The organism is Acidianus brierleyi (genome assembly GCF_003201835.2).
GTDB classification, from domain to species: Archaea; Thermoproteota; Thermoprotei_A; order Sulfolobales; family Sulfolobaceae; genus Aramenus; species Aramenus brierleyi.
Window position 1 is genome coordinate 263,336 of record NZ_CP029289.2, and the last position, 25,685, is coordinate 289,020.

At 31.1% G+C, this 25,685-nt stretch carries 27 protein-coding genes; 18 read left to right on the top strand and 9 right to left on the bottom strand.

All coding sequences use genetic code 11. The features are described from left to right. Positions 1-42 precede the first annotated feature (42 nt). From cobT to DFR85_RS17275, 4 genes are read left to right on the top strand one after another with little or no spacing between them, the layout of a single operon-like run. The gene (cobT, locus tag DFR85_RS17260; protein ID WP_110269355.1) at positions 43-1,068 is read left to right on the top strand and encodes a nicotinate mononucleotide-dependent phosphoribosyltransferase CobT; all 1,026 of its coding nucleotides are present in this window, start codon (positions 43-45) and stop codon (positions 1,066-1,068) included. Position 1,069: 1 nt separating this feature from the next. Next, on the top strand, positions 1,070-1,846 hold the full coding sequence (locus DFR85_RS17265; protein WP_110269356.1) for a sugar nucleotide-binding protein: 777 nt from the start codon (positions 1,070-1,072) through the stop codon (positions 1,844-1,846). Next, a complete protein-coding gene (locus DFR85_RS17270; protein ID WP_210433929.1) occupies positions 1,797-2,102 on the top strand; it encodes a transcriptional regulator in 306 nt (101 codons plus the stop codon). Before DFR85_RS17265 ends, DFR85_RS17270 begins: the two co-directional genes overlap by 50 nt. Positions 2,103-2,112: 10 nt before the next feature. After that, positions 2,113-2,784, top strand: coding sequence for an HAD family hydrolase (locus tag DFR85_RS17275; RefSeq protein ID WP_110269358.1), 672 nt, complete (start codon positions 2,113-2,115; stop codon positions 2,782-2,784). On the opposite strand, the gene DFR85_RS17280 is transcribed toward DFR85_RS17275, so the two are convergent. From DFR85_RS17280 to DFR85_RS17295, 4 genes are read right to left on the bottom strand one after another with little or no spacing between them, the layout of a single operon-like run. Continuing rightward, positions 2,770-3,453, bottom strand: coding sequence for a phosphoglycolate phosphatase (locus DFR85_RS17280; protein ID WP_432417921.1), 684 nt, complete (start codon positions 3,451-3,453; stop codon positions 2,770-2,772). The genes DFR85_RS17275 and DFR85_RS17280 overlap by 15 nt on opposite strands. Continuing rightward, on the bottom strand, positions 3,446-4,273 hold the full coding sequence (locus DFR85_RS17285; RefSeq protein ID WP_110269360.1) for a TIM barrel protein: 828 nt from the start codon (positions 4,271-4,273) through the stop codon (positions 3,446-3,448). Before DFR85_RS17285 ends, DFR85_RS17280 begins: the two co-directional genes overlap by 8 nt. Before the next feature lie 25 nt (positions 4,274-4,298). Beyond that, on the bottom strand, positions 4,299-7,274 hold the full coding sequence (locus DFR85_RS17290) for an FAD-binding and (Fe-S)-binding domain-containing protein (RefSeq protein WP_110271742.1): 2,976 nt from the start codon (positions 7,272-7,274) through the stop codon (positions 4,299-4,301). Positions 7,275-7,287: 13 nt separating this feature from the next. Further along, entirely contained in the window at positions 7,288-7,719 is a 432-nt protein-coding gene (locus DFR85_RS17295; protein WP_110269361.1) for an HIT family protein, read from the bottom strand. A gap of 152 nt (positions 7,720-7,871) precedes the next feature. Here DFR85_RS17295 and DFR85_RS17300 point away from each other — a divergent pair, with 152 nt between their 5' ends. Continuing rightward, positions 7,872-8,477 carry a cysteine hydrolase family protein gene (locus DFR85_RS17300; protein ID WP_110269362.1) on the top strand — a complete coding sequence of 202 codons (606 nt, stop codon included), beginning with the start codon at positions 7,872-7,874 and terminating at the stop codon, positions 8,475-8,477. Here the strand turns inward: DFR85_RS17300 and DFR85_RS17305 are convergent. Continuing rightward, positions 8,461-8,673 carry a hypothetical protein gene (locus DFR85_RS17305; protein WP_110269363.1) on the bottom strand — a complete coding sequence of 71 codons (213 nt, stop codon included), beginning with the start codon at positions 8,671-8,673 and terminating at the stop codon, positions 8,461-8,463. The two genes, DFR85_RS17300 and DFR85_RS17305, sit on opposite strands and share 17 nt — an antisense overlap. A 57-nt stretch (positions 8,674-8,730) precedes the next feature. On the opposite strand from DFR85_RS17305, the gene DFR85_RS17310 reads away from it, so the two are divergent. Then, positions 8,731-9,327, top strand: coding sequence for a hypothetical protein (locus tag DFR85_RS17310; RefSeq protein ID WP_110269364.1), 597 nt, complete (start codon positions 8,731-8,733; stop codon positions 9,325-9,327). Position 9,328: 1 nt separating this feature from the next. Next, on the top strand, positions 9,329-9,841 hold the full coding sequence (locus DFR85_RS17315; RefSeq protein ID WP_110269365.1) for an NUDIX hydrolase: 513 nt from the start codon (positions 9,329-9,331) through the stop codon (positions 9,839-9,841). Here DFR85_RS17315 and DFR85_RS17320 read toward each other — a convergent pair. Continuing rightward, positions 9,830-10,495, bottom strand: coding sequence for a chlorite dismutase family protein (locus tag DFR85_RS17320; RefSeq protein WP_110269366.1), 666 nt, complete (start codon positions 10,493-10,495; stop codon positions 9,830-9,832). The genes DFR85_RS17315 and DFR85_RS17320 overlap by 12 nt on opposite strands. Next, positions 10,485-11,723: a hypothetical protein gene (locus tag DFR85_RS17325; RefSeq protein WP_110269367.1), complete on the bottom strand. Its 1,239-nt coding sequence runs from the start codon at positions 11,721-11,723 to the stop codon at positions 10,485-10,487. Before DFR85_RS17325 ends, DFR85_RS17320 begins: the two co-directional genes overlap by 11 nt. A gap of 189 nt (positions 11,724-11,912) precedes the next feature. On the opposite strand from DFR85_RS17325, the gene DFR85_RS17330 reads away from it, so the two are divergent. The 7 genes from DFR85_RS17330 to DFR85_RS17360 all read left to right on the top strand — a co-directional run bounded on the left by DFR85_RS17330 (position 11,913) and on the right by DFR85_RS17360 (position 17,565). Further along, complete coding sequence (locus DFR85_RS17330) at positions 11,913-12,578, top strand: uracil-DNA glycosylase (protein WP_110269368.1); 666 nt, start codon at positions 11,913-11,915, stop codon at positions 12,576-12,578. Between the two features lie 25 nt (positions 12,579-12,603). Further along, the gene (locus DFR85_RS17335) at positions 12,604-14,211 is read left to right on the top strand and encodes a hypothetical protein (protein WP_110269369.1); all 1,608 of its coding nucleotides are present in this window, start codon (positions 12,604-12,606) and stop codon (positions 14,209-14,211) included. Further along, positions 14,186-15,028 carry an NAD+ synthase gene (locus DFR85_RS17340; protein ID WP_110269370.1) on the top strand — a complete coding sequence of 281 codons (843 nt, stop codon included), beginning with the start codon at positions 14,186-14,188 and terminating at the stop codon, positions 15,026-15,028. Before DFR85_RS17335 ends, DFR85_RS17340 begins: the two co-directional genes overlap by 26 nt. Beyond that, a complete protein-coding gene (locus DFR85_RS17345) occupies positions 15,019-15,828 on the top strand; it encodes a nitrilase-related carbon-nitrogen hydrolase (RefSeq protein ID WP_110269371.1) in 810 nt (269 codons plus the stop codon). Before DFR85_RS17340 ends, DFR85_RS17345 begins: the two co-directional genes overlap by 10 nt. Positions 15,829-16,257: 429 nt before the next feature. After that, complete coding sequence (locus DFR85_RS17350) at positions 16,258-16,506, top strand: ArsR/SmtB family transcription factor (RefSeq protein WP_110269373.1); 249 nt, start codon at positions 16,258-16,260, stop codon at positions 16,504-16,506. Positions 16,507-16,564: 58 nt separating this feature from the next. Then, on the top strand, positions 16,565-17,113 hold the full coding sequence (locus DFR85_RS17355; RefSeq protein WP_110269374.1) for a hypothetical protein: 549 nt from the start codon (positions 16,565-16,567) through the stop codon (positions 17,111-17,113). Between the two features lie 122 nt (positions 17,114-17,235). After that, a complete protein-coding gene (locus DFR85_RS17360; RefSeq protein WP_110269375.1) occupies positions 17,236-17,565 on the top strand; it encodes a PadR family transcriptional regulator in 330 nt (109 codons plus the stop codon). Here the strand turns inward: DFR85_RS17360 and DFR85_RS17365 are convergent. Next, positions 17,547-17,918 carry a NifB/NifX family molybdenum-iron cluster-binding protein gene (locus DFR85_RS17365; RefSeq protein WP_110271743.1) on the bottom strand — a complete coding sequence of 124 codons (372 nt, stop codon included), beginning with the start codon at positions 17,916-17,918 and terminating at the stop codon, positions 17,547-17,549. The genes DFR85_RS17360 and DFR85_RS17365 overlap by 19 nt on opposite strands. Before the next feature lie 52 nt (positions 17,919-17,970). On the opposite strand from DFR85_RS17365, the gene ilvD reads away from it, so the two are divergent. The 4 genes from ilvD to DFR85_RS17385 all read left to right on the top strand — a co-directional run bounded on the left by ilvD (position 17,971) and on the right by DFR85_RS17385 (position 22,360). Further along, the gene (gene ilvD, locus DFR85_RS17370) at positions 17,971-19,650 is read left to right on the top strand and encodes a dihydroxy-acid dehydratase (protein ID WP_110269376.1); all 1,680 of its coding nucleotides are present in this window, start codon (positions 17,971-17,973) and stop codon (positions 19,648-19,650) included. Between the two features lie 155 nt (positions 19,651-19,805). Beyond that, entirely contained in the window at positions 19,806-20,873 is a 1,068-nt protein-coding gene (gene asd / locus DFR85_RS17375; protein ID WP_110269377.1) for an aspartate-semialdehyde dehydrogenase, read from the top strand. Between the two features lie 91 nt (positions 20,874-20,964). Next, positions 20,965-21,759 carry a hypothetical protein gene (locus tag DFR85_RS17380; protein WP_110269378.1) on the top strand — a complete coding sequence of 265 codons (795 nt, stop codon included), beginning with the start codon at positions 20,965-20,967 and terminating at the stop codon, positions 21,757-21,759. A gap of 256 nt (positions 21,760-22,015) precedes the next feature. Beyond that, positions 22,016-22,360, top strand: a complete 345-nt coding sequence (locus DFR85_RS17385) for a hypothetical protein (RefSeq protein ID WP_110271744.1) — start codon at positions 22,016-22,018, stop codon at positions 22,358-22,360. On the opposite strand, the gene DFR85_RS17390 is transcribed toward DFR85_RS17385, so the two are convergent. Beyond that, complete coding sequence (locus DFR85_RS17390) at positions 22,353-25,589, bottom strand: S53 family peptidase (RefSeq protein WP_110269379.1); 3,237 nt, start codon at positions 25,587-25,589, stop codon at positions 22,353-22,355. The genes DFR85_RS17385 and DFR85_RS17390 overlap by 8 nt on opposite strands. Positions 25,590-25,685 lie beyond the last annotated feature (96 nt).

Below are 25,685 nucleotides of genomic sequence, written 5' to 3' on the forward strand. Positions count from 1 at the left end.
TTCAGTTAAATACTAATCTACCTAGCTAATAAAGTGTCAATTATGGTAGATGTTATAGGTAATTTCTCTGAAAAAATATCGGGTAAACGTTCCCTATTCTTACTAGTCATAGCAACCACAGACGTTAGCCTAATACCTGGAATAACGATAGCAGGAGCAACTGAAGAACTGACGTTATTTACGCCAGCTGCAGACGCAGAATTCCTTGTTCTAGGAAAATGTAAAGTAATAAATTCTGTTCCTGTAACTCCTACAGGAATTCCTACACCAGCCATTATAACTAAGGCATCTTTATCACTCTTAAACATTCCTAAATTAGTAGTAGACGCTGGTTCTAAAATTAAACCAAATATTCCTTATATCTCTCTAAATGGAGAGCCTGGTAAGGATATTAGAAAAAGGTCATTAGACCCTATTACAGCAGAGAGAATAATAGAGAATGGAATCACATTAGGTAATGAGCTATCTAAAAATTTTGAATTACTAGTAATAGGAGAATCGATAGCAGCAGGAACAACTACCGCTATGGCTACTCTATTAGGTTTAGGATACGATGCTATTGATAAAGTTAGCTCTGCATCGCCCGAAAATCCTAAAGAAATAAAAAGGAAAGTTGTTCTAGAAGCGATAAAAGATCTTCCATCGAATTTCATTGATAAGATATCTAAGCTTGCAGATCCCATGCTCTTAGGAGTAGCAGGAATAACTGTAGGATTTAAAGGAAATGTGCTTTTAGCAGGAGGTACTCAAATGACTGCTGCCTCGGCTATAATAAAGGAAATCAATAAGAAAAAAATGAATGATATAGGAATAGGAACTACTAGATGGATTATAAACGACAAAAGTTCTGATATAATATCTTTATCTAAAGAAGTTGGAGTTAATCTAAGTTACGTAAATCTTGACTTTTCTGCTTCTAAGTTTGATGGCCTAAAAGCATATGAAAGAGGATATGTGAAAGAAGGTGTAGGTGCAGGCGGTTCTTCACTTTTAGCTACATTAAACGGAATTACTGAAGCTAATATTTTAAAAAGAATAGAGGAAATTTATGAGGAAATAAGGGTTTAATATGAAAATAGCGTTTACTGACGAAGGAGAGTTAGCTAGAGTATTAGCTAGATCTTTAAAAAACAACGAGATAATTATTGTGGATAATCCTCAAAGAGTTATAAATGAGAAACCAGACGTAGTCATTCACACACTAGATATTCCATACTTTGAAAATAAGTCATATGTATGGAATTTTAATACATGGTATGCCATTAATATAGCTAGAGCAGCACATAAGGTAAACGCTACAAATATATATTTATCGACATTTATGATTTTTAATGGGAAAAAAGGATATTATCACGAAAATTCTACTCCAGATCCTCTAAATTATTATGGCATATCAAAACTAGTCGGAGAGACTGGAACAGCGTCGTTAGGCAATTTTCTTATAATTAGATGTGGGGTTTTATACTCACTAAATTATAAAGGACTTTTAGCATCTTTCTTTAAGGCAGCTCTAAACGGAAAAAACTTAAAGTGTAACAAAAATTTTTATATATCTCCAATAAGTATTTATTCATTATCAAATATAATTGCAAAGTTTGTAAATGATGAAATAAAAGGTGTAATAAATGTTGGAGGACCTAGAATCTCTATTGTAGAAATGTGCAATCTAATAGCAGACCTATTTGGAGTTAACGTTATTGAACTGAATGGTAAAAAGTATGATTTTTCCTTAGATACATGGTTGTTAAATACTTTTAATATAAAATTATCCTTAAAAGAAGATTTAGTGAATGCTATTGAATACAGAGTTCTTAACAACGAGAGAAAAGGTATTTCTATTACTTAAGTATAGTGAAGATCCACTTACTGCAAAAGATATAATGAAAGCGTTAGATATAAAGAAAGAGAAAGAAGTTTATGATCATATATATCATTTAGCTAAGTCAGCTAAAAGAAAAAATTATGTAGTAATATTGTTTCCTCCTAAATGTGAGAATTGTGGATATATATTTAGTATTGATATGCCCAAAAAACCTAGTAAATGCCCAATCTGCAAATCTGAAAGAATTATTCCACCAAAGTTTTTAATTAGGGAAAAGTAATTGTTAAAAAATGGTTGCTATCTTCGTAGACATGGGAGAGACCTTAGTTAGATTTAAACCAAGATTTCACGAATCAATAGCTAACGCAATACGTGAAGAAGGAATTGAAGTTTCGGATATAGAAGTATTCAAAGCTCTAATGAGACATTTAGGTAGGAGTTGCTTCCCTCATCCTCAGTTCGATGGATTATCGCAAATAGATTTTAAAGATTTATTTTATGAATTAAATCTTCATATTCCTAATGACATAATAAAGAAACTAGAAAATAAAAATTATTTGGCAGACGAATATGAGCTTTATGATGATGCAATACCTTTTTTGGAAAATGTTAGAGAATTAGGGTTTAAAACCATATTAGTTACTAATACTACTAAAAAAGTGAATAAGATAATAAAAGATCTAAATCTAGATAATTATTTGGATGGTATTATAGCCTCCTGTGATTATAATATACTAAAACCACATCCTAAGATATTTTATTATGCAAAAAAATTAGCTGGAAGCGAAGGTATACATATTGGCGACGTGTATGAAATAGATGTTATAGGTGCTAGGAGAGCTTATATGAACGCTATCCTTCTGGATAGGCTAAATTTATATCCTGAAATAAAAAATAATAAGGTAACAAATCTACATGAGGCATTAAATATTATACAAAAATTGGAATTAACTCAAACCTAGTTTATAAATTTCTCCAGACTCTATATAATCTAGAAGTTCTATTATTCCTTGTCCGTCATCTTTGTTTAGTACCAAATCTGCCATTTCCTTAATTTCTTTTAAAGCATTATTTACCGCAACCTTGAAATCTGCAGCCTTAAATAACGATACATCATTTTGTGAATCTCCGACTGCTATAATTCTTCCCTTAAATCCTAATATCTCAGCAAATTTTTTAATTCCGTTTCCTTTATTAACTCCCTTTGGCATGATCATAACATCGCTTCTATTCCATTCAACCGAGACCTCATATAAATCAGAAAATAAATCACATATATTATTTGATACGTTATTTAGATATATTATTACCTCTCCATAAGTAAAATTCAATCTTTCTGCTGATAATCTTTTGCCTATTTCAAACCTCAATTTAGGCCATGATTTTGGAATATTATAGTAAACTTTATCATTTATCATTATTAATGCACCATTTTCTAATACCCAGCCTGTTGGCTCTAAACCGTACGCTAATCTATCTATAAATCTTCTCTCCCTACCTGTTACTACAACAAAATAATTATTCTTTGAGAATTTGTTGATTTTTTCCCTTACTGCGTTATTTATTACAAAGCTGTCTTTTTCGTCTGATATTGTCCTATCATAATCAGAGGCAACAAGTATGTCAGTCAAATTTATACCCTAATTTTTCAATAACATTTTTCATTATAAGAGCATCCTTTTCTAATTCTGGACTCTCACAAATGAGCGTTATTGAGATATCACGTTTAAGAATTTCTTTAGCTAACGGCTCAAATGGCGGTGTGTTATAAATTATAGATCTATGCACGTCTACATATTTACCGTTTCTAATCTCTAACGATTCAAAATGAGAATTTATATGAGAAATATTTAGTTCTTTAATAAGCCTATCGATGATATCACCATAATCTATTTTTCCACCCTGTCTGCCAAAAGTGTGAGCCCAGTCTATATATGGGACTACATTTTTAATTTCTTTAGAGATTGATATAACTTCGTCTATTGTTCCAAAGGCTGTCTCTTTTGCCATAGTTTCTATACCAAATTTAACTTTTATTTCGTTATCTTTTGCAATATCTACAACCTCACCTAATTCACTCTTTACCCTACTGTAACACTCTTCTGGACTCATTTTACCATAGAAGGCTATATGAATCGCTATAGCATCAGCATTCATAGCATTTGCTCTATCTGCTGAATCTAAGATTCGTTTTTTAGACGAATTAACTTTCTCTTTGTCTTCTGAACATAAATTAATAAAATAAGGAGCGTGAACAGATAATCTTACGTTAAGGTTTTTAGCAATATTTCCTGCTCCCCTTGCTTTTTCAATTTTCATTCTTACTCCTTGAACAAACTCAACTTCCATTGCGTTTAGGCCTAATTCTCTTATCCTTTTTATGCCTTCTATAGTATCTTTCGCTTTTGTTGAAAGAGGAATACCTGCAGTTCCCAGGTATATTTTTGCCATAAAAATATATAGAATTACGTTTAACTTAAAAAGAAAGACTAACTAAAGAACTCCTTATTTTATTCTCATTATCCCTTATTAGGTCTAACAATACAGAAGAGAGTGTTTTTTCATCGAATTTCTCATTAGTTATCGTTTTTATTACATTTATAAGCTCTTGTATAACATTTTCTAAACTAATAGATAACAAAATACTAGATATCTCTTTAACATAGGTAGACGTTATTATTGATTTTTTAGATAAATCTTCATTACCGTATTCATTGGATAACATTGTTTTAATTCCTTGAACAAAAGACTGTGATACTTCGTCCATAGCCTCTACTATTATAGGCTCTATAATTTTCTTATATTCATCAGGTCCTGAAGAAATAAATGACAACGTATCGGCAATAACTTGAGTTCTTTTGTTTAGAGAAGCTAATATAGATGACAATAGAGTATCGTTTATTTTCTTCTTGTCTTCATCTGGAACTTTAAATGAAGAAACTTGTGTAGATATTATTATACCTGCTTTTTCGGCTATAAATTCTATTAATGATTTAGCATTAACTCCAACTGATCTAAATTTCATTTCTGCTAAAGGACAAAGTGTTATCAAGTTAGGATATGTCTCTCCTAATGCTTTAGCCATTCTATCCGATCTTTTGCCTAGGTTACGTTCTAAGATAGCACCAGAGCATCCTTCAATTTTTTTCACTTTAAAGCCTTTTTCTCTTAATCTTTTTATTATCTCGTCTGCATAAGATGAAGAGAAGCATGCAACATGTAAATTAATTTCATCGTTACCTTCAAATTGTATAGACTTTAATAACCTAACTTCAATAGGTACGACCTCGAAGACATTAGAATAACCAGCTAATTTGGAATATTCTCTATAAGCTTCTGAAAATGTCTTGTAATCTTCTGGAGAAATTGTAATTAGCTCTAAAAGATTTATATTGGAATTTTCTTTTATTTTTTCGATTAATGAATTACCATTACCACTAATATAGTCCATGAACCCACTATCTTTTGATGTTCCAAAAACCTTCACTTTAAGTCCTAATCTTTTCAGTAAGTCAAGAGTTACATAAACTATTGAAGGATTATCACTCAAATATCTACCTAACCATAGTCCTATTTCACTATCATCTGAAATTACATCCTTATAATAGTCTGGAATTCGTATATCAATAGTAGGTTCTTCTGGAATTTTTCTAGCTACCAGGCTATTTAACTTGATTAAAAGAGTAGATATTGGAATCCTAGCTGGACAAACACCATCACACAATCCACATTTATGGCAACCAGATATTTCTGCTATTGTGCTATCAGGGATATCTACAGTATCATGAAGTTCAAAATATGAAATAATACCTCTAGTGAAATCAAACATTCCTTTAGGTGCATAAGGCCATTGAGGAATTAGCCTATATTGCGGACAAACAGTAACGCACATAGCGCAGTCTATGCATGTTAACGCATAATCTGCGAAGATATCTAGATATTTCTTTGCAACCTTATAGCCTTCTACTTCTCCACCGGGGGATAATGACTTTGCAATACCTATTCCAAACCTGAACTTTAAAGCCTCATTTTGTTTATCGACTATTTCTAGTACAGTCTTAGCTCTTTTCTTAGGTTCAAATACTTTTCCAGGATTAAATATTTCCTCGCTATCCATTTCCTCCTTATATTTTTTCATAACCTCATAACGATCTACTCCTAAATCTTGAAATGTCTTTCCCATGGTGCTAAGTCTATTCCTAGCATATTTATGTACAAACATACCAACTGAAAGCATTGATCCTCCAAGTTTAACAAAATCTTCCATCATCAACGTATTTTTTGCTAGATCATAAATAATTTTCCTATCAACTGGATTTAGTGAAACTTGTGTAAAGGCATTTACTAATAGTACTTCTCTTCTTTCTAGGTCTATATCTAGGTCAAATCCTTTATTTGGTTCTAAGACTCCAATATTGCCTAAGTCTCTTTGTATGCTATCAATCAGATCCTTTATCTTAGTATAATGAAGTAGTCCATGTTGATGAATTAACAATCCCTTAGATCTTAATGCTGCATTAACGCCGTGATTAAATGACCACCATCCTGTCCATTCTCCTTCAAAAACCTTCCCGTTGTATGTTTGAGCTATTTTGTAAAGTTTAGGTTCAACTATACTAGACCTTGTAGAAGGATAAAGGACTACCATATTCCATTTTCCTGGATCTAATGTAGCTCTAAATTTATCATGAATATAGGAGGATATTGCAGGACCTCTTACTTGTATATGCCATGCTGGAATTACTTCTCTATAAAACTCCCCTATAGCACCATACACTTTCTCAAAATCTTCGAATGAAATTACTAGAGATTCAGTTGAAGAAAATGGCCTTAGTTTTATACCAACTTTCGTTATTATTCCAGTTGTACCTTCAGCTCCACAAACTATTGCTAAATCTTTTCCTTCTAATCTTACTATTTCACCTTTAGGATTTACCATTTCTACAAAGGCTATATTATCACAAATGAAACCATACTCATAAGAACCTACACCTAACGCATCTCCTGCTGTTCCACCACCTACTGTAGAATCATATGAAGAAGGAAATGTTCTTAATTGAAGACCTTTTTGTTGTGCAGCTATGTCAACTAGTTTCCACGTAGCTCCAGCTTCTGCTACAGCTATTCTATTAGCTTCATCTATTTCTATTTTATTCATTTTCGAGAAATCTAATACTATTCCTCCATCTGCAGGAATAGCATTACCATATCTGTTAGTTCCTCTTCCATAAGGAGTTAAAGGAACATTATTAGATATTCCAATTTTTACTAAGTCTATTATATCTTCTGTATTTTGAGGATATACAACATAATCTGGAATTACATTAATTTTTATTCCAGACCATACTAATTCTGGGACAAATCCCATATCCACTGAATGAGAAAGCCTTTCAACTAACGCATCCGAAAAATTCTCTCTAAATCTTGATTCTAACTCGTCTCTCAAAGTCAAATAAATCACCAAATTATTTTCTATTTAAGATTCTCTGTATGTTGTAGCTTATAACCTTTTTTAAGGTTTCATAATATTCTAATGGTTGCTCTTTTCTAGGCTCAAATTCCTTATATTCTGAAGGAGGATCAGACCATGATGGAATTATATGAACATGAAGATGAAATATAACTTGTCCTGCACTTTTACCAATATTAGTGAGAATTCTAGCTCCATCGGCATTTACAGAACTTATAACAGCTTTTGCAACTATACTACTCATTTTTGCTATTTCACACGAAATTTTTTCCGGACATTCCAAGAAATTATCATAATGTTCATTAGATAAAATTAACGTATGTCCAGGAGCTAATGGAAATTTATCTAAAATTACTGTAATATAGTCATTCCTATAAATTACATTTGATTGAAGTCTATCATTAACTATATCACAAAATATACACATAATTCCTCTAACACTTACTATAAGATTTAAATTTATTTTTAAAATTATAATATACGTATTTAAGAGTCAGTATCCATCCCAGAGTAACTTAAATGAACCATGAAAAAAGATAGTTAATTCTTTATTCTATGGTTAAATGATGTGAGTTTGCAATGATAAGAATTGGTTCAAAACTAGTATATAATACTTTACCCGAAATAGTAAATCCAGCCCATACTGCATTAATAGTTTGGGACGTGCAAACAATACTGGTTCAAAGCATATTCAATAGAGAAGAGTTCATGAAATCTATTTATAATGTATTAAACTCAGCTAGAAGAGCTCGTGTAAGGATATTTTTCACTAGAATAGAGCCTTTACCTATAGATTTTGAGTCTCCTGCTAAACTATATTTATACTCAAAATGGAAGATTAATAGACTAGATTCAAGAGGATTAACATTAGCATTAAGACCTCTTCCGAACGAACGAGTAATATCAAAACATTCTGCTAGCATATTCTTTGGCACAGATTTTGAAAATATGGCAAAAAATGCTGGAATACAGACCATTGTTATTACAGGGATTGCGACAGAACTTGGAGTAGAATCTACTGTGAGAGACGCATATAATAGAGGATTCTATAGTGTAGTCGTAAAAGATGCAGTCTCATCTTCAGATAAAGAAGCCCATGAAAGATCATTAGAAAATATGAAAAAATTTGCTGATATAGTAACTTCTTCCGATTTAGCTAGAATATGGTCTACACGTTCAAGGTAAATTTTGCATAATTCCCTTTTTCCGTTATTATCTCCAAAATATGATTTCCTTTTAATAAATTCTGTCTTATATCCAATACTATCTGAGTAATACCTTGCGGTATAAAGTCGGGAGAAAAATCTGGAGAAAAGCTTCTGTCTATTCTTATTTCTACTATTTTGCCTGAAATATCTTTAGTTGGTAAGATTATCTTCATAGAATATTACTTTTTGGAAAACAAAAATAAAGCATAACACTCTATAGTCTATTAACAATGAGCATAGATTATCTAATAATAATATTTGCTATATCATTTGCTACTAATTCTACACCTTTCTTTGGAACCCCTTATACTTTGGTTGCGACTAGCTTCTTAGTAAAATCGGGTATAACGCCACTAAATATGATAGAAGTAATCTTGATAACTGCAATTGGGGCAGCATTGGCTAAAAGCGTAATGTACTCTCTAGGATATGGCGTTAGAAATACATTTAAAAATAATAAAAATGTGAAATTTTTTAGCAAATTCATAAATAAGAGATCGTTCTTTATTGCACTATTTTTTGCGGCATTGTTTCCTTTCTTACCATTGGACGATTTTATTTTCCTTATTGGCGGTGCTGGTAAAGCCTCACTACTAAAGATGTTAGAAATAACCTTTGTTTCCAAAATTATAAAAAGTTCTATAGAAATAACTGTAGAAGCCTTTGGTCTTATTGCGATAAGCGATTTAATAGGCATATCACCGTTTTTGCTAGGCATAATATCCTCAATAGTTTTTACAATCCTTGGAATTGTACTATTCAAGATAGACTGGGAAAGCATATATACTAAACTAAAAGATAAATTTGACTTATTTTATACTGATTAACATGAAAGTTTTCTCTTGTAAAAAGTTCGAAGTAAACGTTGATAAAATAACATTACCTAATGGTAAAGAAAAGGAATTACAATATATAAAGCATAGAGGCTCTGCAGTTATGATACCAGTTATAGATCGAGAAAACATAGTATTAATTAAACAATATAGACCAGTAATAGGCAAATGGATCTATGAGTTTCCTGCTGGCACTATAGAGGAAAACGAAGAACCAGAAGTTACTGCAAGAAGAGAACTTATAGAGGAAGTAGGATACGAAGCTGGAGAATTAATTCATCTCTTTGATTTCTATCCATCACCAGGTATAACTACTGAACTAATGCATATGTATCTAGCGAAAAACCTGAAATTTGTAGGAAGTAAACCAGAAGAATACGAAATTATAGAATCAGAGAAAATGTCATTAGACAATGCAATAAATATGTTTTTACAAGGACAAATAGAAGACGGAAAAACAATAATAGGGATTTTATACTTAGCTAGAAATAGAGATTTAATACAATAAGTACCCCTGATCCTTTAGTTCACCTACTAATAGAGGTTCTTCTTTTATCACCCATTTTCTAGCTTTAGCCTCTCTTAATTTTTCCACTACTTCAACCCAATCTGGTAAGCTAGGTATTTCATAAATTACTACAAACTCGTAATCTCCTAGCCCAAAAGAATAAGTGGTATAAGATCGTATACCATTATTTTTTGGATGATTTTTAGCCATATTTATATGCTCCATCATTATGTTTTCTCTTTCATCAAATGGAATCAAATACCAATCCACAGATTTTTTCATAGGATACGCTACAAAATATTTTAGAGGTTCCACCTTTAAGACTGATAATGGATCAAAATCTGACTTCATATAAGGAGAAGGAGTAAAAATCGAAAATAATGAAACGTCTTCTACAGCATTACCAGAAAATGACGATAATATAGATGACTTAAAATCTATAATTGAGGAGGTATTTAATGCAGACGCCCAATATATTAGTTGGGAACCTTGAGATAATGAAGCATATTTTTTAAGGGAAATAAATTCATTGTTAAACCTCTTCTCTGTCTCTTCTACTTTACTTAGTATACTTTTCCTTTCTATTACTGGTAATCCCCACCAATTTCTGTCTAATCTTAAAGCCAATACTATCATATATGCCTCATTTGTCATCTTTGCTCAACTCGTTAAATATGTCTGAATAAATTATTAAGGCTTCCTCAACACTCATAAGATAGCCTATAAAGTAACTTGATATATATTTTTTGACGGCCTCATCTAGAATTTCATATCCGTCAGAAGTTGGTCCATTAAGAATTCTTTCAACATAATTATCAAAATCTTGTTTATTTTCAGTAATAATAACAAAGGCAACTGGAATAACTCTCATTCCAAGATATACATCACCTTCACCAAATTGTGGCTTATAGTTTACTAATTCTTTTATGAGAGTATCATTTATTCCAAAATAATTCACATCTGTTATCTTATATTTACCTAATATTTTATCTACTTTTCCTTTTATTTTATCAACTTCTTTTGGAATATCATTAAGAGGAACTGCAGAACTTGATAACAGAACCTCTACTCCACCATCGTCAGATAATTTATCTAAATATAATAATGCCCTTAACAATTTAACAAATTTACTCTTATTTCTAACATAAATTCTCTTAGAACTAACTTCCTTTATAGAAGAAGAGGGAAAGAATCCCATAAAATATTTAAAAACTACACCAACGTAATATCTTCCATTATCTGTCGTAATTTCTTTTGGAGAAGGAATTTCATCTAATGACTCCTTATAAACTACTGCAACGTCTGAAGAATTAACTAAAGACTTAACGTACTCCTCAAAATCTTGAACTTTTTCTCTTCTTTCCTCCACTAATTGACCAATTTCATTATATATTTTAATTTCGTTATTAGAGGAATCCATAAAGATTTGCAAAAGAGGAAAAGTATCTTCTTTTCTTAATACAGTAGCCGCATAAATAAAATTAGAGAATTTAACTATGCCAATTATAACCTTAGATTCTACATCATTAGCTAATGCAGCATGTTTAGACGCCGCTAATGCAAGCTTTTCTATATCATACCATGCATCACTCAGTATTAGATCATCAGTCTCCTCTAGGTCGCTATTTTCGCCGTACCTGAAAACTACTGTTTGGACATTGAGTTCTTCGGCTATTTGTTCAATAACTTCTCTTATTAGCATATCTATTTGAGGTATTGGAGGTATTATGTAATGATCGTCCTTTTCTATGTTTTTATGAACATGAATACCGTTATCCTCCAAAGTTATTGTTAAAATTTCTTTCTCGTTTCCGTTTTCATCAACTAGTGAACATGATATTACTGCTTTAGCAGGATTAGAGTAAACTTGTAATACGCTCACTTTCCCAACCTTCTACAACTTACATTTTACGAAGTTATAGTACAAAAGCATTATCATACTAAAAATGTTTATTAACTATTCATAAGAAATCCACTAGCTATACCATATCTAAGCTCAAAGTTTTTAAATAGTTATCTTTTTACTATTAGGGTAAAAATATTTCTATCTAAACAATAAAGGTAACTAGTAATGGATCAAATGGATGTAAAATATCTAAATAGTGCCATAATACGATGTAGAAAGTGTGACAGATTGATTAATTACATAGAAAAAATTAGAGTAGAGAAGAAAATTCAGTTTAAAAACTGGGATTACTGGAGTAGACCAGTACCTGGTTTTGGAGATAAAAACGCATGTATTCTTATAGTAGGACTTGCGCCAGCAGCTCATGGAGGAAATAGAACTGGTAGAACATTTACTGGAGACGAATCAGGCAAATGGGTTATAAAAGCCTTATATGAAATAAAGTATAGTAATTACCCTGAAAGCATAAGTAGGACTGATGGACTAAAATTAACTAATGTGTATTTAACTAATGTAGTTCATTGCGCACCACCACTTAATAGGCCTACTAGAGAAGAAATATTAAACTGCGAACCGTATTTGAAGACTTTAATTCGCTCACTGTCTAATCTTAAAGTAATAATTACTTTAGGTAAATTGGCATTTGACTCTATATGTGAAATTTTTTCTGTTAAATTAAAGTTTTCTCATAATAATATATTTAAGTTAGATAATTACTATTTGATTTCTAGTTATCATCCTAGCCCAAGAAATACTAGAACTGGTAGACTCACATGGAATTCATGGTTATCTGTTTTTAATAACGCCAAACATATCTGCGAAAATTCTTAAAGTCTGTTATACTTTTATTTAGTTAATGAATGAGGTAAGGCGATACGTTGTTTATGCTATTATAGGGGCAGTTATTTTGTCTACTCTGTTTCTAATTGCGTACAGGGATAATATTTTAAATAACCCTGTTCAAGCTTCAATTTTGGCTATAGCTTTTTTCTCTGCCATAGCTATTCTAATTATAAGTCTAAATCCACAACTTATAAATCCGAATAGAAATATATCCAAAATAGATGATCTTATTTTTACAATTTCTATACTTACATATTCAATTGTAGCTATAGCACTAATTAATGGTTTTGGAACCGATGATATGGAATATATAACTCAAGCTATTACTAACCTCCTTAATGGTAAGGATCCATATACACAATTTTACCATCCTGTAAACGTTCAGCCTACTTATCTGATATCAGGAAAAATATCATCTAACTTTATCTATCCTCCTCTTTCGTTTCTATTATATATTCCTTTTTATTTATTTTTAAAAATAGCTAATTTAAACCTTTACTATATAAATATAGTTAACATTATTTTCCAAGATATTCTTATATTTTTAATATATAATGAAGGAAAGAAAAGAGGTGACCCAATAGCTACACTACCAGTAATTTTCTTGTTTGTAACTGCTGGTATTCTAGCACCGTCTTTTGCAGGAGTGAATGGAGCTATATGGGCGACATTTATAGCTCTTAGCTATATTTATGATGGTAAAAAATCTGGTATTTTCTTAGCTATGGCAGTTTCTTTCAGTCAGTTAGCCTGGTTAATTACACCTTTTCTATTTCTGTATAAACGACAAAATCTTTATGACATATTAAAGAGCTTTTTAACTTCTATAATCATTTTTAATTTGCCTTTCTTTATGTGGAATCCTCATGCTTTTCTCGATATTATAACATTAGATCAGGGTACAATACCCGTAGCTGTAACTGGATTTACAATTTTTAATTTAACTACATTATTGAATGTAGAGCCATGGTTCTTTACTTTAGCCATTGCAGTAATTGGAGGATTATCATTATATATTTATTTCAGATTATTTCCAGCAATAAAAGAGTCATTATGGATATTTCCAATGTTAATTCTATGGTTCTCATGGAGAACTTTAACAGAATATTTTTTGTTTTGGCCAGAATTAATGTTTATATCTATATTTAGACTAGACTATACTAACAAAATAAATATAGATATTACTAAGATTAAAAGAGAGTTAGTAGGTGTTTTAGTATCAGTACTATTTTTATTAGCTGCGGTAGGAGGCTACTCGCATGCGGAATATATTGCACAAAATCCCATAAAAATATCTGAAGTGATAGTTCCACAAGGGAAAACTCCCATAAATCAGGTTTATATTGTTGTTAAAAACAACGCTAATTATTCCGTAAATATTACATTGGTCAGAGTTTCTGTACCAAACAGCCTAAATATGGTTTGGAATTTTACTCAAGAGAAAATTCCTCCTAATTCTACAAAAGAATTAGTTGCTTTTACAAATAATCCAAAACTTACTATCAATACAACTGAATTTACAGTTGAGGTATACTATAAATATTTCATAAGTTCATATAAAGTATATATTAATGAATCTAATACTACATTAGTCTATGAGAATACAACAAACGTTAATTAAAATTCTTAATATTGATTATAAAACTATTTCTGATTATATAGTAGAAAGACTAAGGGAATACTTAGAAGAAAGTGGAAAATCTGGTATGATACTAGGATTAAGTGGAGGGATAGACTCATCAGTAGTAGCATATCTTGTAAGTAGAGCAACAGAAAATTTTTATATACTATTAATGCCATCGAATTCTACTCCAAAAGAAGACGTGGAAGATTCTTATGATGTAATATCTAATATTAAAGCCGAATCTAAGTTTAAAGTCATAAACATAGACGGTATAACTAAAAATTTTTCAGATAATATAGATACAAGCGATAAATTAATAATTGGTAATATTAAAGCTAGAATCAGAATGATATTATTATATGCTTATGCACAAAAATTCAATTATCTTGTTGTAGGAACTGGAGATAAAAGTGAACTTCTCTTAGGCTATTTTACAAAGTACGGAGACGGAGGGGTCGATATATTACCAATAGGAGATCTATATAAAACTCAAGTTAAGGAGTTAGGAAAAATGCTTGGAGTACCGGAGAGAATAGTTAAAAAACCAAGTTCACCAGCATTGTGGGAAGGCCAAACAGCTGAAGGCGAACTTGGAATATCTTACGATATAGCTGACGCTATACTTTATTTAAGATATGAGGAATTGAAAAGTATTGATGACGTGGCAAAAGAGTTAGATATTAGTAAAGATGTTATAATTAAAATAGATAAAATGGTAAAAACATCACAGCATAAGAGATTGCCACCAGAGATTTTTAGATTAAGTGGAAGAGCAATAAATTCCGATTGGAGGTATCCAAGAGAATGGGCTTAAAGATAGAACTAGCACAGATTAAACCAAAACTTGGAAACATAGAATATAATCTCAATAGACATTTGGAAATAATAGAGACGTCTTCTGCAGATTGCGTAATATTCCCTGAACTTTCTCTAACAGGTTATGTTCTTAGAGATTTGGTATATGATATATATAAAGAAAGCGAAAAAGCCGCAATTAAAATTCAAGAAAAATCGAAATGTGCTATATTTGGTATGATAAAGGAATATAATCCAGGAATATTACGAAACACCGCTGCCGTGACTATAAATGGTAAGATAGATTACGTGTATAAGTTTTATCTACCTACATATGGATTATTTGAAGAAAGAAGATATTTTCAGCCCGGAAACCCTTTAAAAGATATAAAGATATTTAATATAAACGATTTTAAATTTGGGGTTGCAATATGTGAAGACGCATGGCATACAGAGCCGTTACAAGCATTATCTCTACTAGGAGCTGAAGTCGTTTTTATTCCTTCAGAATCACCTATGAGAAGATTATCCTCCAGACTATTGATAGAGGATCAGTGGGAAACATTAATTAAAGCTCATTCTATAATGAATGGTATTTGGACAGCATTTGTGAATTCCGTAGGAAGTCAAGAAGAAGAATATTTCTGGGGCGGATCTATGGTATCTAATCCTTCAGGAGTTATAGTAGCTAAAGCAGAAAAATTTAAGGAAGAAAGATTACAAACTTCCATAAATAAAGAAGAAATAAGAAAATCTAGATTTTTTAGTAGTTTCAGAGATTATAACAGAGATTTTCATAAATTCCTGTATAATGTTTAATACTTTCAAACATTAAGACATAATGTATATGCTGAAACAAAGATTTAATCCAGAAATTGTGATGCTTATATTGATGTTAATATTACTGATATTATCAATTATAATCCCAATACTTATTTTAGGAGCAATAGGTCTAAGTTTAATCAGTAGTTATACTGATAGGATATTTATTCCAATATCAGTTTTATTACTGCTACTTTTAGAACTGCATGGAAATTTTTACATAATAAGTATTCTATTGTTATTAGTTCTTATCATATTTAATCTGTATAAAAATATAGTAAAGTATTTATTTAAATAATAATCGGAGTAAATTTGGCGAATAAAAATATTAGAACATTAAATAAATTGATTTTAGCTTGGATAAAATAAGTTTTATTATACTTTCTAAAGCCTAGAGTTAATATACATTATGTTAAGCCATTATTTATGATAACAAAAATTGACGAAATAATAGAAGGAAAAGGTTGGGAAACCCGTAAGAAAATATTAGAAGAACTATCTAAGAGACCTTCTACTGCATATGATTTGTCTAAGAGATTAGATCTAAACTACTCAACAGTTAAATACCATTTAGAATTACTAGAGAAAGCTGGAATGATAACGTGCAATAAAGATAAAAGAAACAGATATTTCTACGAAGTTTCCAAAAATGTAAATCTATTGAAAATATTATAAAGGATAGCAATACTATCTAATGAATAGATTTTTTATTACTGAAAAATAGTTTAGACTTATGTTAACGTTACTCTTATTGCTATTAACGTTGGCACAACCATCTCATTCATTGCTTTATCAGGTAACAATCAATGTTAATAACACTTTATATACATATGATTACAATTTTAGTATATTATATCAAAATACAACTAATATAGTATTTAATTTAACTATTACAGGAAATAACTTTTATCAATTAAAAACATACACTGTAAATACAACTAATCCTTATCCCTTGCCTATTAATTATAATGCATTTAATACATCAAAAATATCATTTATTAAAAACACAATAATAAACGGGAAATCTGCAGAAATATATAGCGGTTATTTTGATGCTCTAGGCAAATATACTATTCCTGTTACAATATATTTTATTAATGGTACTTTATATTCACTTAATGGAACCAAAAACAATATCAATGTAGTAATAACTCAAGAACAACAGCCTATTACAACTATACCTCCAATTTCACAAGATCTGGAAACATACTTTCCTCTAATATTGTTTGGAATAATATTGGTAGTAGGTGTTATTATACTTATTAAAGTAGGTAAAATATAAATATTCATTATAAAATAAGTATTAATGAATGATTAAATTGGTCTTTACTGAACGATGATTGGAGCACGTCAGGATGAAATAATATGGAAAAGATTTTAAATATATTATGTAATAAGTTTTCGATGAACTACAAAGAATCGCCAAAATTCATGGTTCTAAAAGGATTATTGCAAATTATAGTGGCTTACATTCTTTATAGATATGGAGATATGTACGGCTATCAAATAAAAAAGAAATTAGAGGAAATAAATCAAAAAAAGGTTCCTCAGGGGTTAATATACGTTACACTTAAAAGAATGGTAAATAACGGTATTTTAGAAACTTATGATAAAGAGGATAAAAAATACTATAGACTTACTGAAGGAGGTAAAATGTTCCTTATAAATCACATCGATATTCTCAAAAGAGTAGATAATATAATCCATGATATACTTCAATTCATGAGTCGGTGAAATCTTTCAAAAATTGCAACAAAACTAGAATAAATAACTTCTTTCATATTCAGTCCCCACGGATCAATTTCGTTTAGTCTTTTACCGTTATTATCTACAACTACTTTGAGATGGGCTGTTTTAAAAATCCTGTAAGAGGGAAAGCATGTAGAACCATGAGGAGCTAAGACTATATCTGGTTTTGCCCTAACACATTCTCTGGCTACTGCCGGTCTTTTAATTTTAGCCCACATTGCTGGATTAGGTTTCTTTTCAATTATCTCTTTTTTATCAAGATCATAAAGGATAATATATTCTGCTCTTGAAAATTCCATTAACCTTAAGTTCTTATCTACTGTAGTGCAAATTATCATAAAATAAGAAATATGAATGCTTATATAAATCTGCACATTAGGATATTTTACCATGATAAAAAAGTCTCGTTCCCAAAAAGTTTATGGAGGTTTTGAAAAAGCTCCCAATAGAGCATTTCTGAAAGCTATGGGACTGACAGACGACGATATAAATTCTAAACCACTGGTAGGAATAGCAACTGCATGGAATGAAGCAGGACCATGCAATATACACACTTTAGGCTTAGCCAATGTAGTAAGAGAAGGAGTAAGAGAAGCAGGAGGTACACCAAGAGTATTTACTACTCCTGTAGTCATAGACGGAATAGCTATGGGTAGCGAAGGAATGAAATATTCGCTAGTAAGTAGAGAAGTAGTAGCTGATACTGTCGAACTTACTGTAAACGCACATGGATACGATGGTTTCGTTGCAGTGGGTGGATGCGATAAAACTCAACCAGGCTTAATGATGGCTATGGCACGCTTAAACATTCCTTCAATAATAATGTATGGTGGAACAACATTACCAGGATATTATAAAGGGAAAAATATAGCTATAGGAGATGTTTATGAGGCAGTTGGTTCTTATTCTAGCGGAAAAATTTCTGCAGAAGATCTAAGAATAATGGAAGATAATGCTATACCTGGCCCAGGAACTTGCGGAGGACTTTATACTGCAAATACCATGGCCCTTATGACTGAGGCATTAGGATTATCCTTACCTGGTAGTGCGTCTCCTCCGGCAGTAGATTCTGCAAGAGTTAGATACGCTAAAGAGACTGGAAAAGCATTACTAAAACTAATGGAGCTAGATTTAAAGCCTAGAGACATACTTTCATTTGAAGCTTTTGAAAACGCAATTGCAGTTTTAATGGCCTCTGGAGGATCCACAAACGCTGTATTACACTTATTAGCTATAGCATACGAAGCCGGAGTTAACTTAACATTAGATGATTTTGATAGAATAAGCAAAAAAGTTCCAGAAATTGTTAACATGAAGCCTGGCGGAGAATACGTAATGGCAGATTTAGATAAAGTTGGAGGAGCTCCTTTAATAATGAGAAAATTTTTGGATGCAGGATTAATTCACGGTGATATTATTACAGTTACTGGGAAAACAGTTAAGCAGAATTTAGATGAGTTTAAATTGCCAAATATAAAATATGATAGTATTGTTAAAGAAATTGCTAATCCATATAATCCTACTGGAGGAATTAGGATCTTAAAGGGAAATTTAGCTACAGAAGGAGCTGTAATTAAAGTATCTGCAAGCAAAGTTAAATACCATAAGGGATCTGCAAGAGTGTTTAATTCAGAAGAAGAGGCATTTAATGCAGTAATAAAAGAAAAAATAGAAGAAGGAGACGTAGTAGTAATAAGATATGAAGGACCAAAAGGCGGACCTGGTATGAGGGAAATGCTTGCGGTAACTAGCGCAATAGTAGGACAAGGTTTAGGAGAGAAAGTAGCTTTAATCACAGATGGTAGATTCTCAGGTGCTACTAGAGGCATAATGGTAGGGCATGTAGCTCCAGAAGCTATAGTAGGAGGTACTATAGCACTTCTTGAAGATGGAGATACAATAGTTATAGATGCAAACAACGGAAGACTTGACGTAGATTTATCAGAAGAAGAAATAAAGTCTAGAGCTAAAGACTGGGTTCCACCAGAGCCTAAATATAAGACTGGATTACTAGCTAAATACGCTAAACTAGTATCATCGTCTTCAAAAGGCGCAGTTCTTACTGTGTAATTTTTTCTATATTGTTTATTTTTAAGTTATTTTTATTATCGTTTTATTGTATTTTGAATTTTAAATATATTTAACATTAACATTAGATAAATTGTAGAACTTATATTTTTAAAGTAAGTTTATATTCCAGAAATCTATAAAGTATTAGATTAACCATGAAAAGAATCCTAAAAGCCGCAATATTAGGTGCTACTGGCTTAGTAGGAATTGAATACGCTAGAATGCTTTCTGAACATCCTTATATAAAACCCGCGTACTTAGCAGGGAAAAATTCGGTAGGTAGACCTTATGGAGAGATAGTAAGGTGGCAAACAGTAGGTCAAGTTCCTAAAGAAGTAAGAGATATGGAAGTAAAGCCTACTGATCCTAAGCTTATGGACGATGTAGATATTATTTTTTCTCCATTACCTCAAGGAGCTGCAGGCCCTGTAGAGGAACAGTTTGCAAAATTAGGTTTTCCAGTAATAAGTAATTCGCCTGATCATAGATTTGATCCTGATGTACCATTATTAATTCCTGAAGTAAATCCTCACACAGTGTCATTAATAGACGAACAGAAGAAAAGAAGAGACTGGAAAGGTTTTATAGTAACTACTCCATTATGCACTGCCCAAGGTGCGGCGATACCATTATCGCCAATATACATGAATTTTAAGATGAACGGTGCTTATATAACTACAATTCAATCTTTATCTGGTGCCGGTTATCCAGGTATCCCTTCTTTAGATATTGTGGATAATATACTTCCTCTAGGCGATGCATATGATGCTAAAACCATTAAAGAAGTTACCAGGATATTAGGCGAGGTAAAACGAAATATTGGAGAACCTTCAATGCAAGAAGTTTCATTAGCAGCAACTACACACAGAATAGCTACTATCCATGGGCACTATGAGGTATCTTATGTAACTTTTAAAGAGGATACAGAAGTAAGCAAAGTAAGAGAAGTATTAGATAACTTTAGAGGAGAACCTCAAGATCTTAAATTACCTACAGCTCCAGAAAAACCAATTATAACCATGAATGAAGATAATAGACCGCAGGTCTATTTTGATAGATGGGCAGGAAATCCTCCCGGTATGAGCATAGTAGTAGGAAGATTAAAGCAAATAAACAATAGAACAATAAGAATGGTTTCATTGATACATAATACAATAAGAGGTGCAGCTGGAGGAGGGATTTTATCTGCAGAACTATTAAAGGAAAAAGGCTACATAGAATAAATTAACTTTTTTAGTTGTAACTTCTTATTTCTTTAATGATGATCTCATCCTTAGCAGAAGGGTGAAGAATAAAATACACTGAGGTTTAAAAATGGATTATATAGCATTATCAGAAGCTCTAGGAATAGAGAAGGATAAAGCAACTTACGTATATAAAAGACTTAATGGCGGATATTACATTTCTTTATATTATTCAAAACCGCCTATTTTAATTTCGCTTAGAAACTGGCCTTTATTGTACTTAAAGAAAAAATATTTCCCAAAATTTTCACAGCCTGGATATAATGAGGAGTTTCAATTATTAGTTACTTTAGACATCTATACTATTTTAGGAAGTTCATATTTTCTTATAAATAATGAATATAACGTTCCACATAAGTTAGTTAATAAAGAATTAGAAGGGGTATATTATGCTATAGAGCAGGTAGCAAAACAAGAATCTATATATCCATACCCTACTATGAGCATTGATAACATTGATACAGATTTAACACCTTTTATTAAAGATATAGTAGAAAGACGAGTAAGAGATAATAAAGAAGACATAGCTAGGTTATTTCAAAGTATTGCATTCAATAGTACTGTTATGGAAGAGTTAAGGAAAAATTATCCATGGGCTAAAACAATAAATGAAAACAACAGCCTTAAGGCTATTGCTTTATCTAATAAATTCGAAGATTTTATTAAAGAATATTCCAATTATATTTTCTATTTAGCTGCAGAAAAAACTTTCTTATTCGATAAAATAGTTATAGATCAAGGTATAAGAGACGCTATAAATTACGTCGAGAAATCTGAAATAAAGGAAAATCCTTCAACAGATTACGAAAAAGAAATTACCAACATTTATAATATAATAAAAGCAGAAGCAAATTATATTGATTAAAATACTTTATTAATTTTTTTCTTAATAAACATCAATGTATAAGTCTTTCTATCTGTATATGCTATTAAAGAATCGTAGTATATAATGAACTTAAATATTTAAGCTAATATAGCTTTAATATTTTGTAAGAGTAAGATAATCCATATCAAATTTATTAATAATTAATTTTTAATGATTGAATAATATCATATTTTTATGAAGTAGGTTGTTTCATTAGTAGATAAGTACTTATATGATTCTATACAAGACTTCTTTTGTGAAAACTAGAACAGAGAGTAGACGAAAAAAGCTTTCAAAGGGAGAGAGTATTACTGCATTCAAAGAAGAATTAAGAAGTTTAACGTTTGAGCCTATATATGGTGAGACAATAAAGAGCATAATAACTAGTATAACTACTAAAATTCAAACTCTAGCGGAAGAGTACGGTTACGAGATAGAGTTCCCCAAAAGAGCTGAAATAGAGACTGATGGAAACATATACTATTTTATATACACACTAAAAGTTAGAACAAAGATTACAACAAAAAAAATTCGCTTACATGTTCAGTATATTATGTACGAGGAAGAAAACTGGATTGGCATAATAACGGAGGTCAAGTAGGTTTCGATTTTTTGATTAAATATATAGTTATTATAGTCGATATTATTACCACAACTAGTGATAAAATCGTTGATAAACTAATTGAAACTGAGACATGTTTCAATTCTGTATTACTTGAACTATTAGGTATTGATGCAAAATTTTGAGGATATACTATATTGCTATGATAGGGCTTTATTGTTCCATTAAATATTATAGTTCCATTACTAACTGAATAATTATATAGTTGAGTATTTATCAGTGTTACGCTACCGTTAACTATGGTAATATTTTTTACAATTGAGTTTATAATGGTTGCATTATGATTAACTATTCTAGCATAATCAATATAATCATCATACGCGTAACTTCCATTGAAGTATTTTATATATGTATATGGCAATAAAATAAATGTAGATTGCGGTATTTCTGGAATTATATTTAGTGTATTAAAATTAACGGTAGATGGTAAATATGTTGGATAGCCAGAAGCAGATACTCCAAAAACGTAGATGTACCAGTTAGAAGATACAGCTTCTTGAGAAAGACCTAATGAGTTAGATATAGAACCATTAATTACGCTAATATTGGCTAACCATATTCCATTATGATACGATAATGGATATGCATAGTTATCACTTAATGAGTCAAAATTTTGCGATAAAAACGATGGTAATAGCACAGCAGTAAATGCTCCGTATTTCACTAGAGTACCATTAGGATAAGTAATCTTTGCTTCTAAAATAATATTTGTTCCCTGTAGAACAACCTTCGGATGCTCGTAAATTAATGATGATAGAGAATTTGACGATATATATATTTGAGTAAATCCTATTCCAGAATCCGTATAGCCGTTATTTGAGTAATTAGCCCTTGCTATTATGGTATAATAACCTTTAGTTAGATTATTCGGTATTTTTATATTACTGAGATAATATTGATTATTATCTATACATATAGAGTTAATTTGAGTTTCATACATTAACTCACCATGTCTATAGAAATATACTGACACGTTTGGAGAACCTACAGTTTCTGCCAGTACTCCTATGGTAATATTGGAACCAGGCGAAGCAGTTGTTGGTTCAGTAAAGACTGAAGGAATAATATAAGGAACTACATATATCCCTTCTACAAATTCATCAAAACCAAAGGTATTATTAATACTAACCAAATAGTTACCTCCAATATTCTTACTAATATTATATATTCCATAAATATATTTTGGACTTGTAATATTTATTCCAAATAATGATATATCTATTATTCTAACTTTTGAAAGACTTACTAAAGTAACATTAGTAAATGTATTATTTAGTGGATTATATGAAAGTATTTTTGCAGTATAATTTGCATCAGGTTCTGCTACAGATCCATTAGGATAAAGTAACTGAACTAAGATAGGGATTCCTCCAGGCTGATAATAGATTCCGACTTCTGGCAAAAGGAATTCTGCTTGAAGACCGACAACTATATATGTTCCACTAGTCTCATTATCACCAGATATTATAACTTCTTGAACTCCACTACCTTCTGCAGTAAAGTTTCCAACCCAATACGTTCCATTAAAATACAACGGAAACTCCTTAATTATAGATTTTCCATTATATACGTAACCCTTTAGATGGAAATAGTAGGGAGCCTTAGCAATTACACTTACAGTCTGACCATCTAAGTATGACTCATTTTGAACGGCTACAGATATTTGCGGCTTATAACTTATCATATTTACGAAGTATCCAGCATTAATATATCCTAAACCTGTTACTGGGTTATACTGACTGCTAACAGCGTATGGTGTGTTATAACCAAAAGTAATTGGAGTAATTGCCTTAGTATTATTCAATTTATATATTAAAGGATTTATAAAACCTAGTTTGCCATGAATCTGTGTTGCTAAATCTATTATTCCAGAAATAGTTGGACTTGCTACTGAAGTACCTCCTATCAAGTAAGTTTCGTTATAATAATATAATACTGGAACACCAGTATATGGATTTCCGTCTGCTACTAAATCTGGTACTTCTCTAAATCCTTGTGCTCCTTGATACCAAGGTGATGGAAATATTGAGCTATAACCACCAGTAGTTGCACCGTAAACACTCTCTCCACTCCATGCTGTCTGTACTGAAGAATTACCAGAAATATAGAGTGAAGAACCACCCGCAGCTAAAACATATGGATCTGAAGCTGGGAAAAGTAAGCTTCCCTTGGGAAATAGATAATAATTATAACCATCTCCTCCATAATCTCCACTAGCAGCCACAAAAGTTATACCTTCTACTTCGCCTAACCAATACTCATAGTTTAGACTCTGAATGCAAGATATTGAAAGTATTCCTAAGTCAAAATATATTTCTGGTATTCCAAAGCTCTCAGAAACTACATTAACTTTATCTTGTTGATCTATATAAGCTATTGCGGCAGGCAAAGATATACTTGGATTAGCAACGTACAAATATATTCCTGCATCGGGAGCTATCTCATGTGAATATTCAACATCTAAGGAAATTTCTAAAGCCCATCCATTTAATATTCCATCATTAGGATTATACGGACCTATAGGCACTACTTTAAAAACTGGTGGATTTGAAATATTATATAATTTATCAAATTGTACTAATTGCTGAGAAATATAAGGATCCCCGTAAAAGTCTAATATACCTATATTCGTACCATTTCCATCTATTCCTTCTCTTAATAACGGAGTTACATTATAGGCTAATCTTATATCTTTTGGAGTAACTACTGAGAAAGCTACTGCTTGAGTAACATTATATAACGTATCAGGTCTCTTAAATATGGCCTGAGTAACATTTGATCCTATTATTATAGCATTTCCTAGCAAACTAGGTAAATTGCCTTCAAATTTATAATACGTAATATTATTAAATTTTAAAGAATAGAACTTGCCGTTAAAAGCTTTTTCTAATTCTTTCATTTGTCCAGACGCTACTATAACATTTAGATAACTTTTCGCATTTATATTGAATGATTTAAGATATTGAAGAATATTATTTATAGAACTTTGAGGTACGAATAATTTCTCAACTTGAGAAGAGTTTAATACTGTATGATTTTCTAAATAAAGTTGTAATAATTCCAAATTTTTTGGTTGTTCTATGACCGTAACTGTTATATAGCTATTTGAATTAAGAGACGAATTTAGTGAAGTATTTATATGATTAGTTGAGATTAATGGTATTACTTGAGCGAGAATAATAACTGCAATTAACAGACTTTTTAGCATATTACTTTACTATTGATTATATTAGATAAAACTTTTCGATAGATCGTTTTTGGATAAGTCTACCACGTAAAATCTGTAATATAATAATTATGTGTA

Bases quoted from the DNA above. Each gene is read 5' to 3' on its own strand.
- cobT (WP_110269355.1), top strand. From the start codon at position 43: ATGGTAGATGTTATAGGTAATTTCTCTGAAAAAATATCGGGTAAACGT.
- DFR85_RS17265 (WP_110269356.1), top strand. From the start codon at position 1,070: ATGAAAATAGCGTTTACTGACGAAGGAGAGTTAGCTAGAGTATTAGCT.
- DFR85_RS17275 (WP_110269358.1), top strand. From the start codon at position 2,113: ATGGTTGCTATCTTCGTAGACATGGGAGAGACCTTAGTTAGATTTAAA.
- DFR85_RS17285 (WP_110269360.1), bottom strand. From the start codon at position 4,273: ATGGCAAAAATATACCTGGGAACTGCAGGTATTCCTCTTTCAACAAAA.
- DFR85_RS17295 (WP_110269361.1), bottom strand. From the start codon at position 7,719: ATGTGTATATTTTGTGATATAGTTAATGATAGACTTCAATCAAATGTA.
- DFR85_RS17300 (WP_110269362.1), top strand. From the start codon at position 7,872: ATGATAAGAATTGGTTCAAAACTAGTATATAATACTTTACCCGAAATA.
- DFR85_RS17305 (WP_110269363.1), bottom strand. From the start codon at position 8,673: ATGAAGATAATCTTACCAACTAAAGATATTTCAGGCAAAATAGTAGAA.
- DFR85_RS17310 (WP_110269364.1), top strand. From the start codon at position 8,731: ATGAGCATAGATTATCTAATAATAATATTTGCTATATCATTTGCTACT.
- DFR85_RS17315 (WP_110269365.1), top strand. From the start codon at position 9,329: ATGAAAGTTTTCTCTTGTAAAAAGTTCGAAGTAAACGTTGATAAAATA.
- DFR85_RS17320 (WP_110269366.1), bottom strand. From the start codon at position 10,495: ATGACAAATGAGGCATATATGATAGTATTGGCTTTAAGATTAGACAGA.
- DFR85_RS17330 (WP_110269368.1), top strand. From the start codon at position 11,913: ATGGATCAAATGGATGTAAAATATCTAAATAGTGCCATAATACGATGT.
- DFR85_RS17335 (WP_110269369.1), top strand. From the start codon at position 12,604: ATGAATGAGGTAAGGCGATACGTTGTTTATGCTATTATAGGGGCAGTT.
- DFR85_RS17340 (WP_110269370.1), top strand. From the start codon at position 14,186: ATGAGAATACAACAAACGTTAATTAAAATTCTTAATATTGATTATAAA.
- DFR85_RS17345 (WP_110269371.1), top strand. From the start codon at position 15,019: ATGGGCTTAAAGATAGAACTAGCACAGATTAAACCAAAACTTGGAAAC.
- DFR85_RS17350 (WP_110269373.1), top strand. From the start codon at position 16,258: ATGATAACAAAAATTGACGAAATAATAGAAGGAAAAGGTTGGGAAACC.
- DFR85_RS17355 (WP_110269374.1), top strand. From the start codon at position 16,565: ATGTTAACGTTACTCTTATTGCTATTAACGTTGGCACAACCATCTCAT.
- DFR85_RS17360 (WP_110269375.1), top strand. From the start codon at position 17,236: ATGAACTACAAAGAATCGCCAAAATTCATGGTTCTAAAAGGATTATTG.
- DFR85_RS17365 (WP_110271743.1), bottom strand. From the start codon at position 17,918: ATGATAATTTGCACTACAGTAGATAAGAACTTAAGGTTAATGGAATTT.
- ilvD (WP_110269376.1), top strand. From the start codon at position 17,971: ATGATAAAAAAGTCTCGTTCCCAAAAAGTTTATGGAGGTTTTGAAAAA.
- asd (WP_110269377.1), top strand. From the start codon at position 19,806: ATGAAAAGAATCCTAAAAGCCGCAATATTAGGTGCTACTGGCTTAGTA.
- DFR85_RS17380 (WP_110269378.1), top strand. From the start codon at position 20,965: ATGGATTATATAGCATTATCAGAAGCTCTAGGAATAGAGAAGGATAAA.
- DFR85_RS17390 (WP_110269379.1), bottom strand. From the start codon at position 25,589: ATGCTAAAAAGTCTGTTAATTGCAGTTATTATTCTCGCTCAAGTAATA.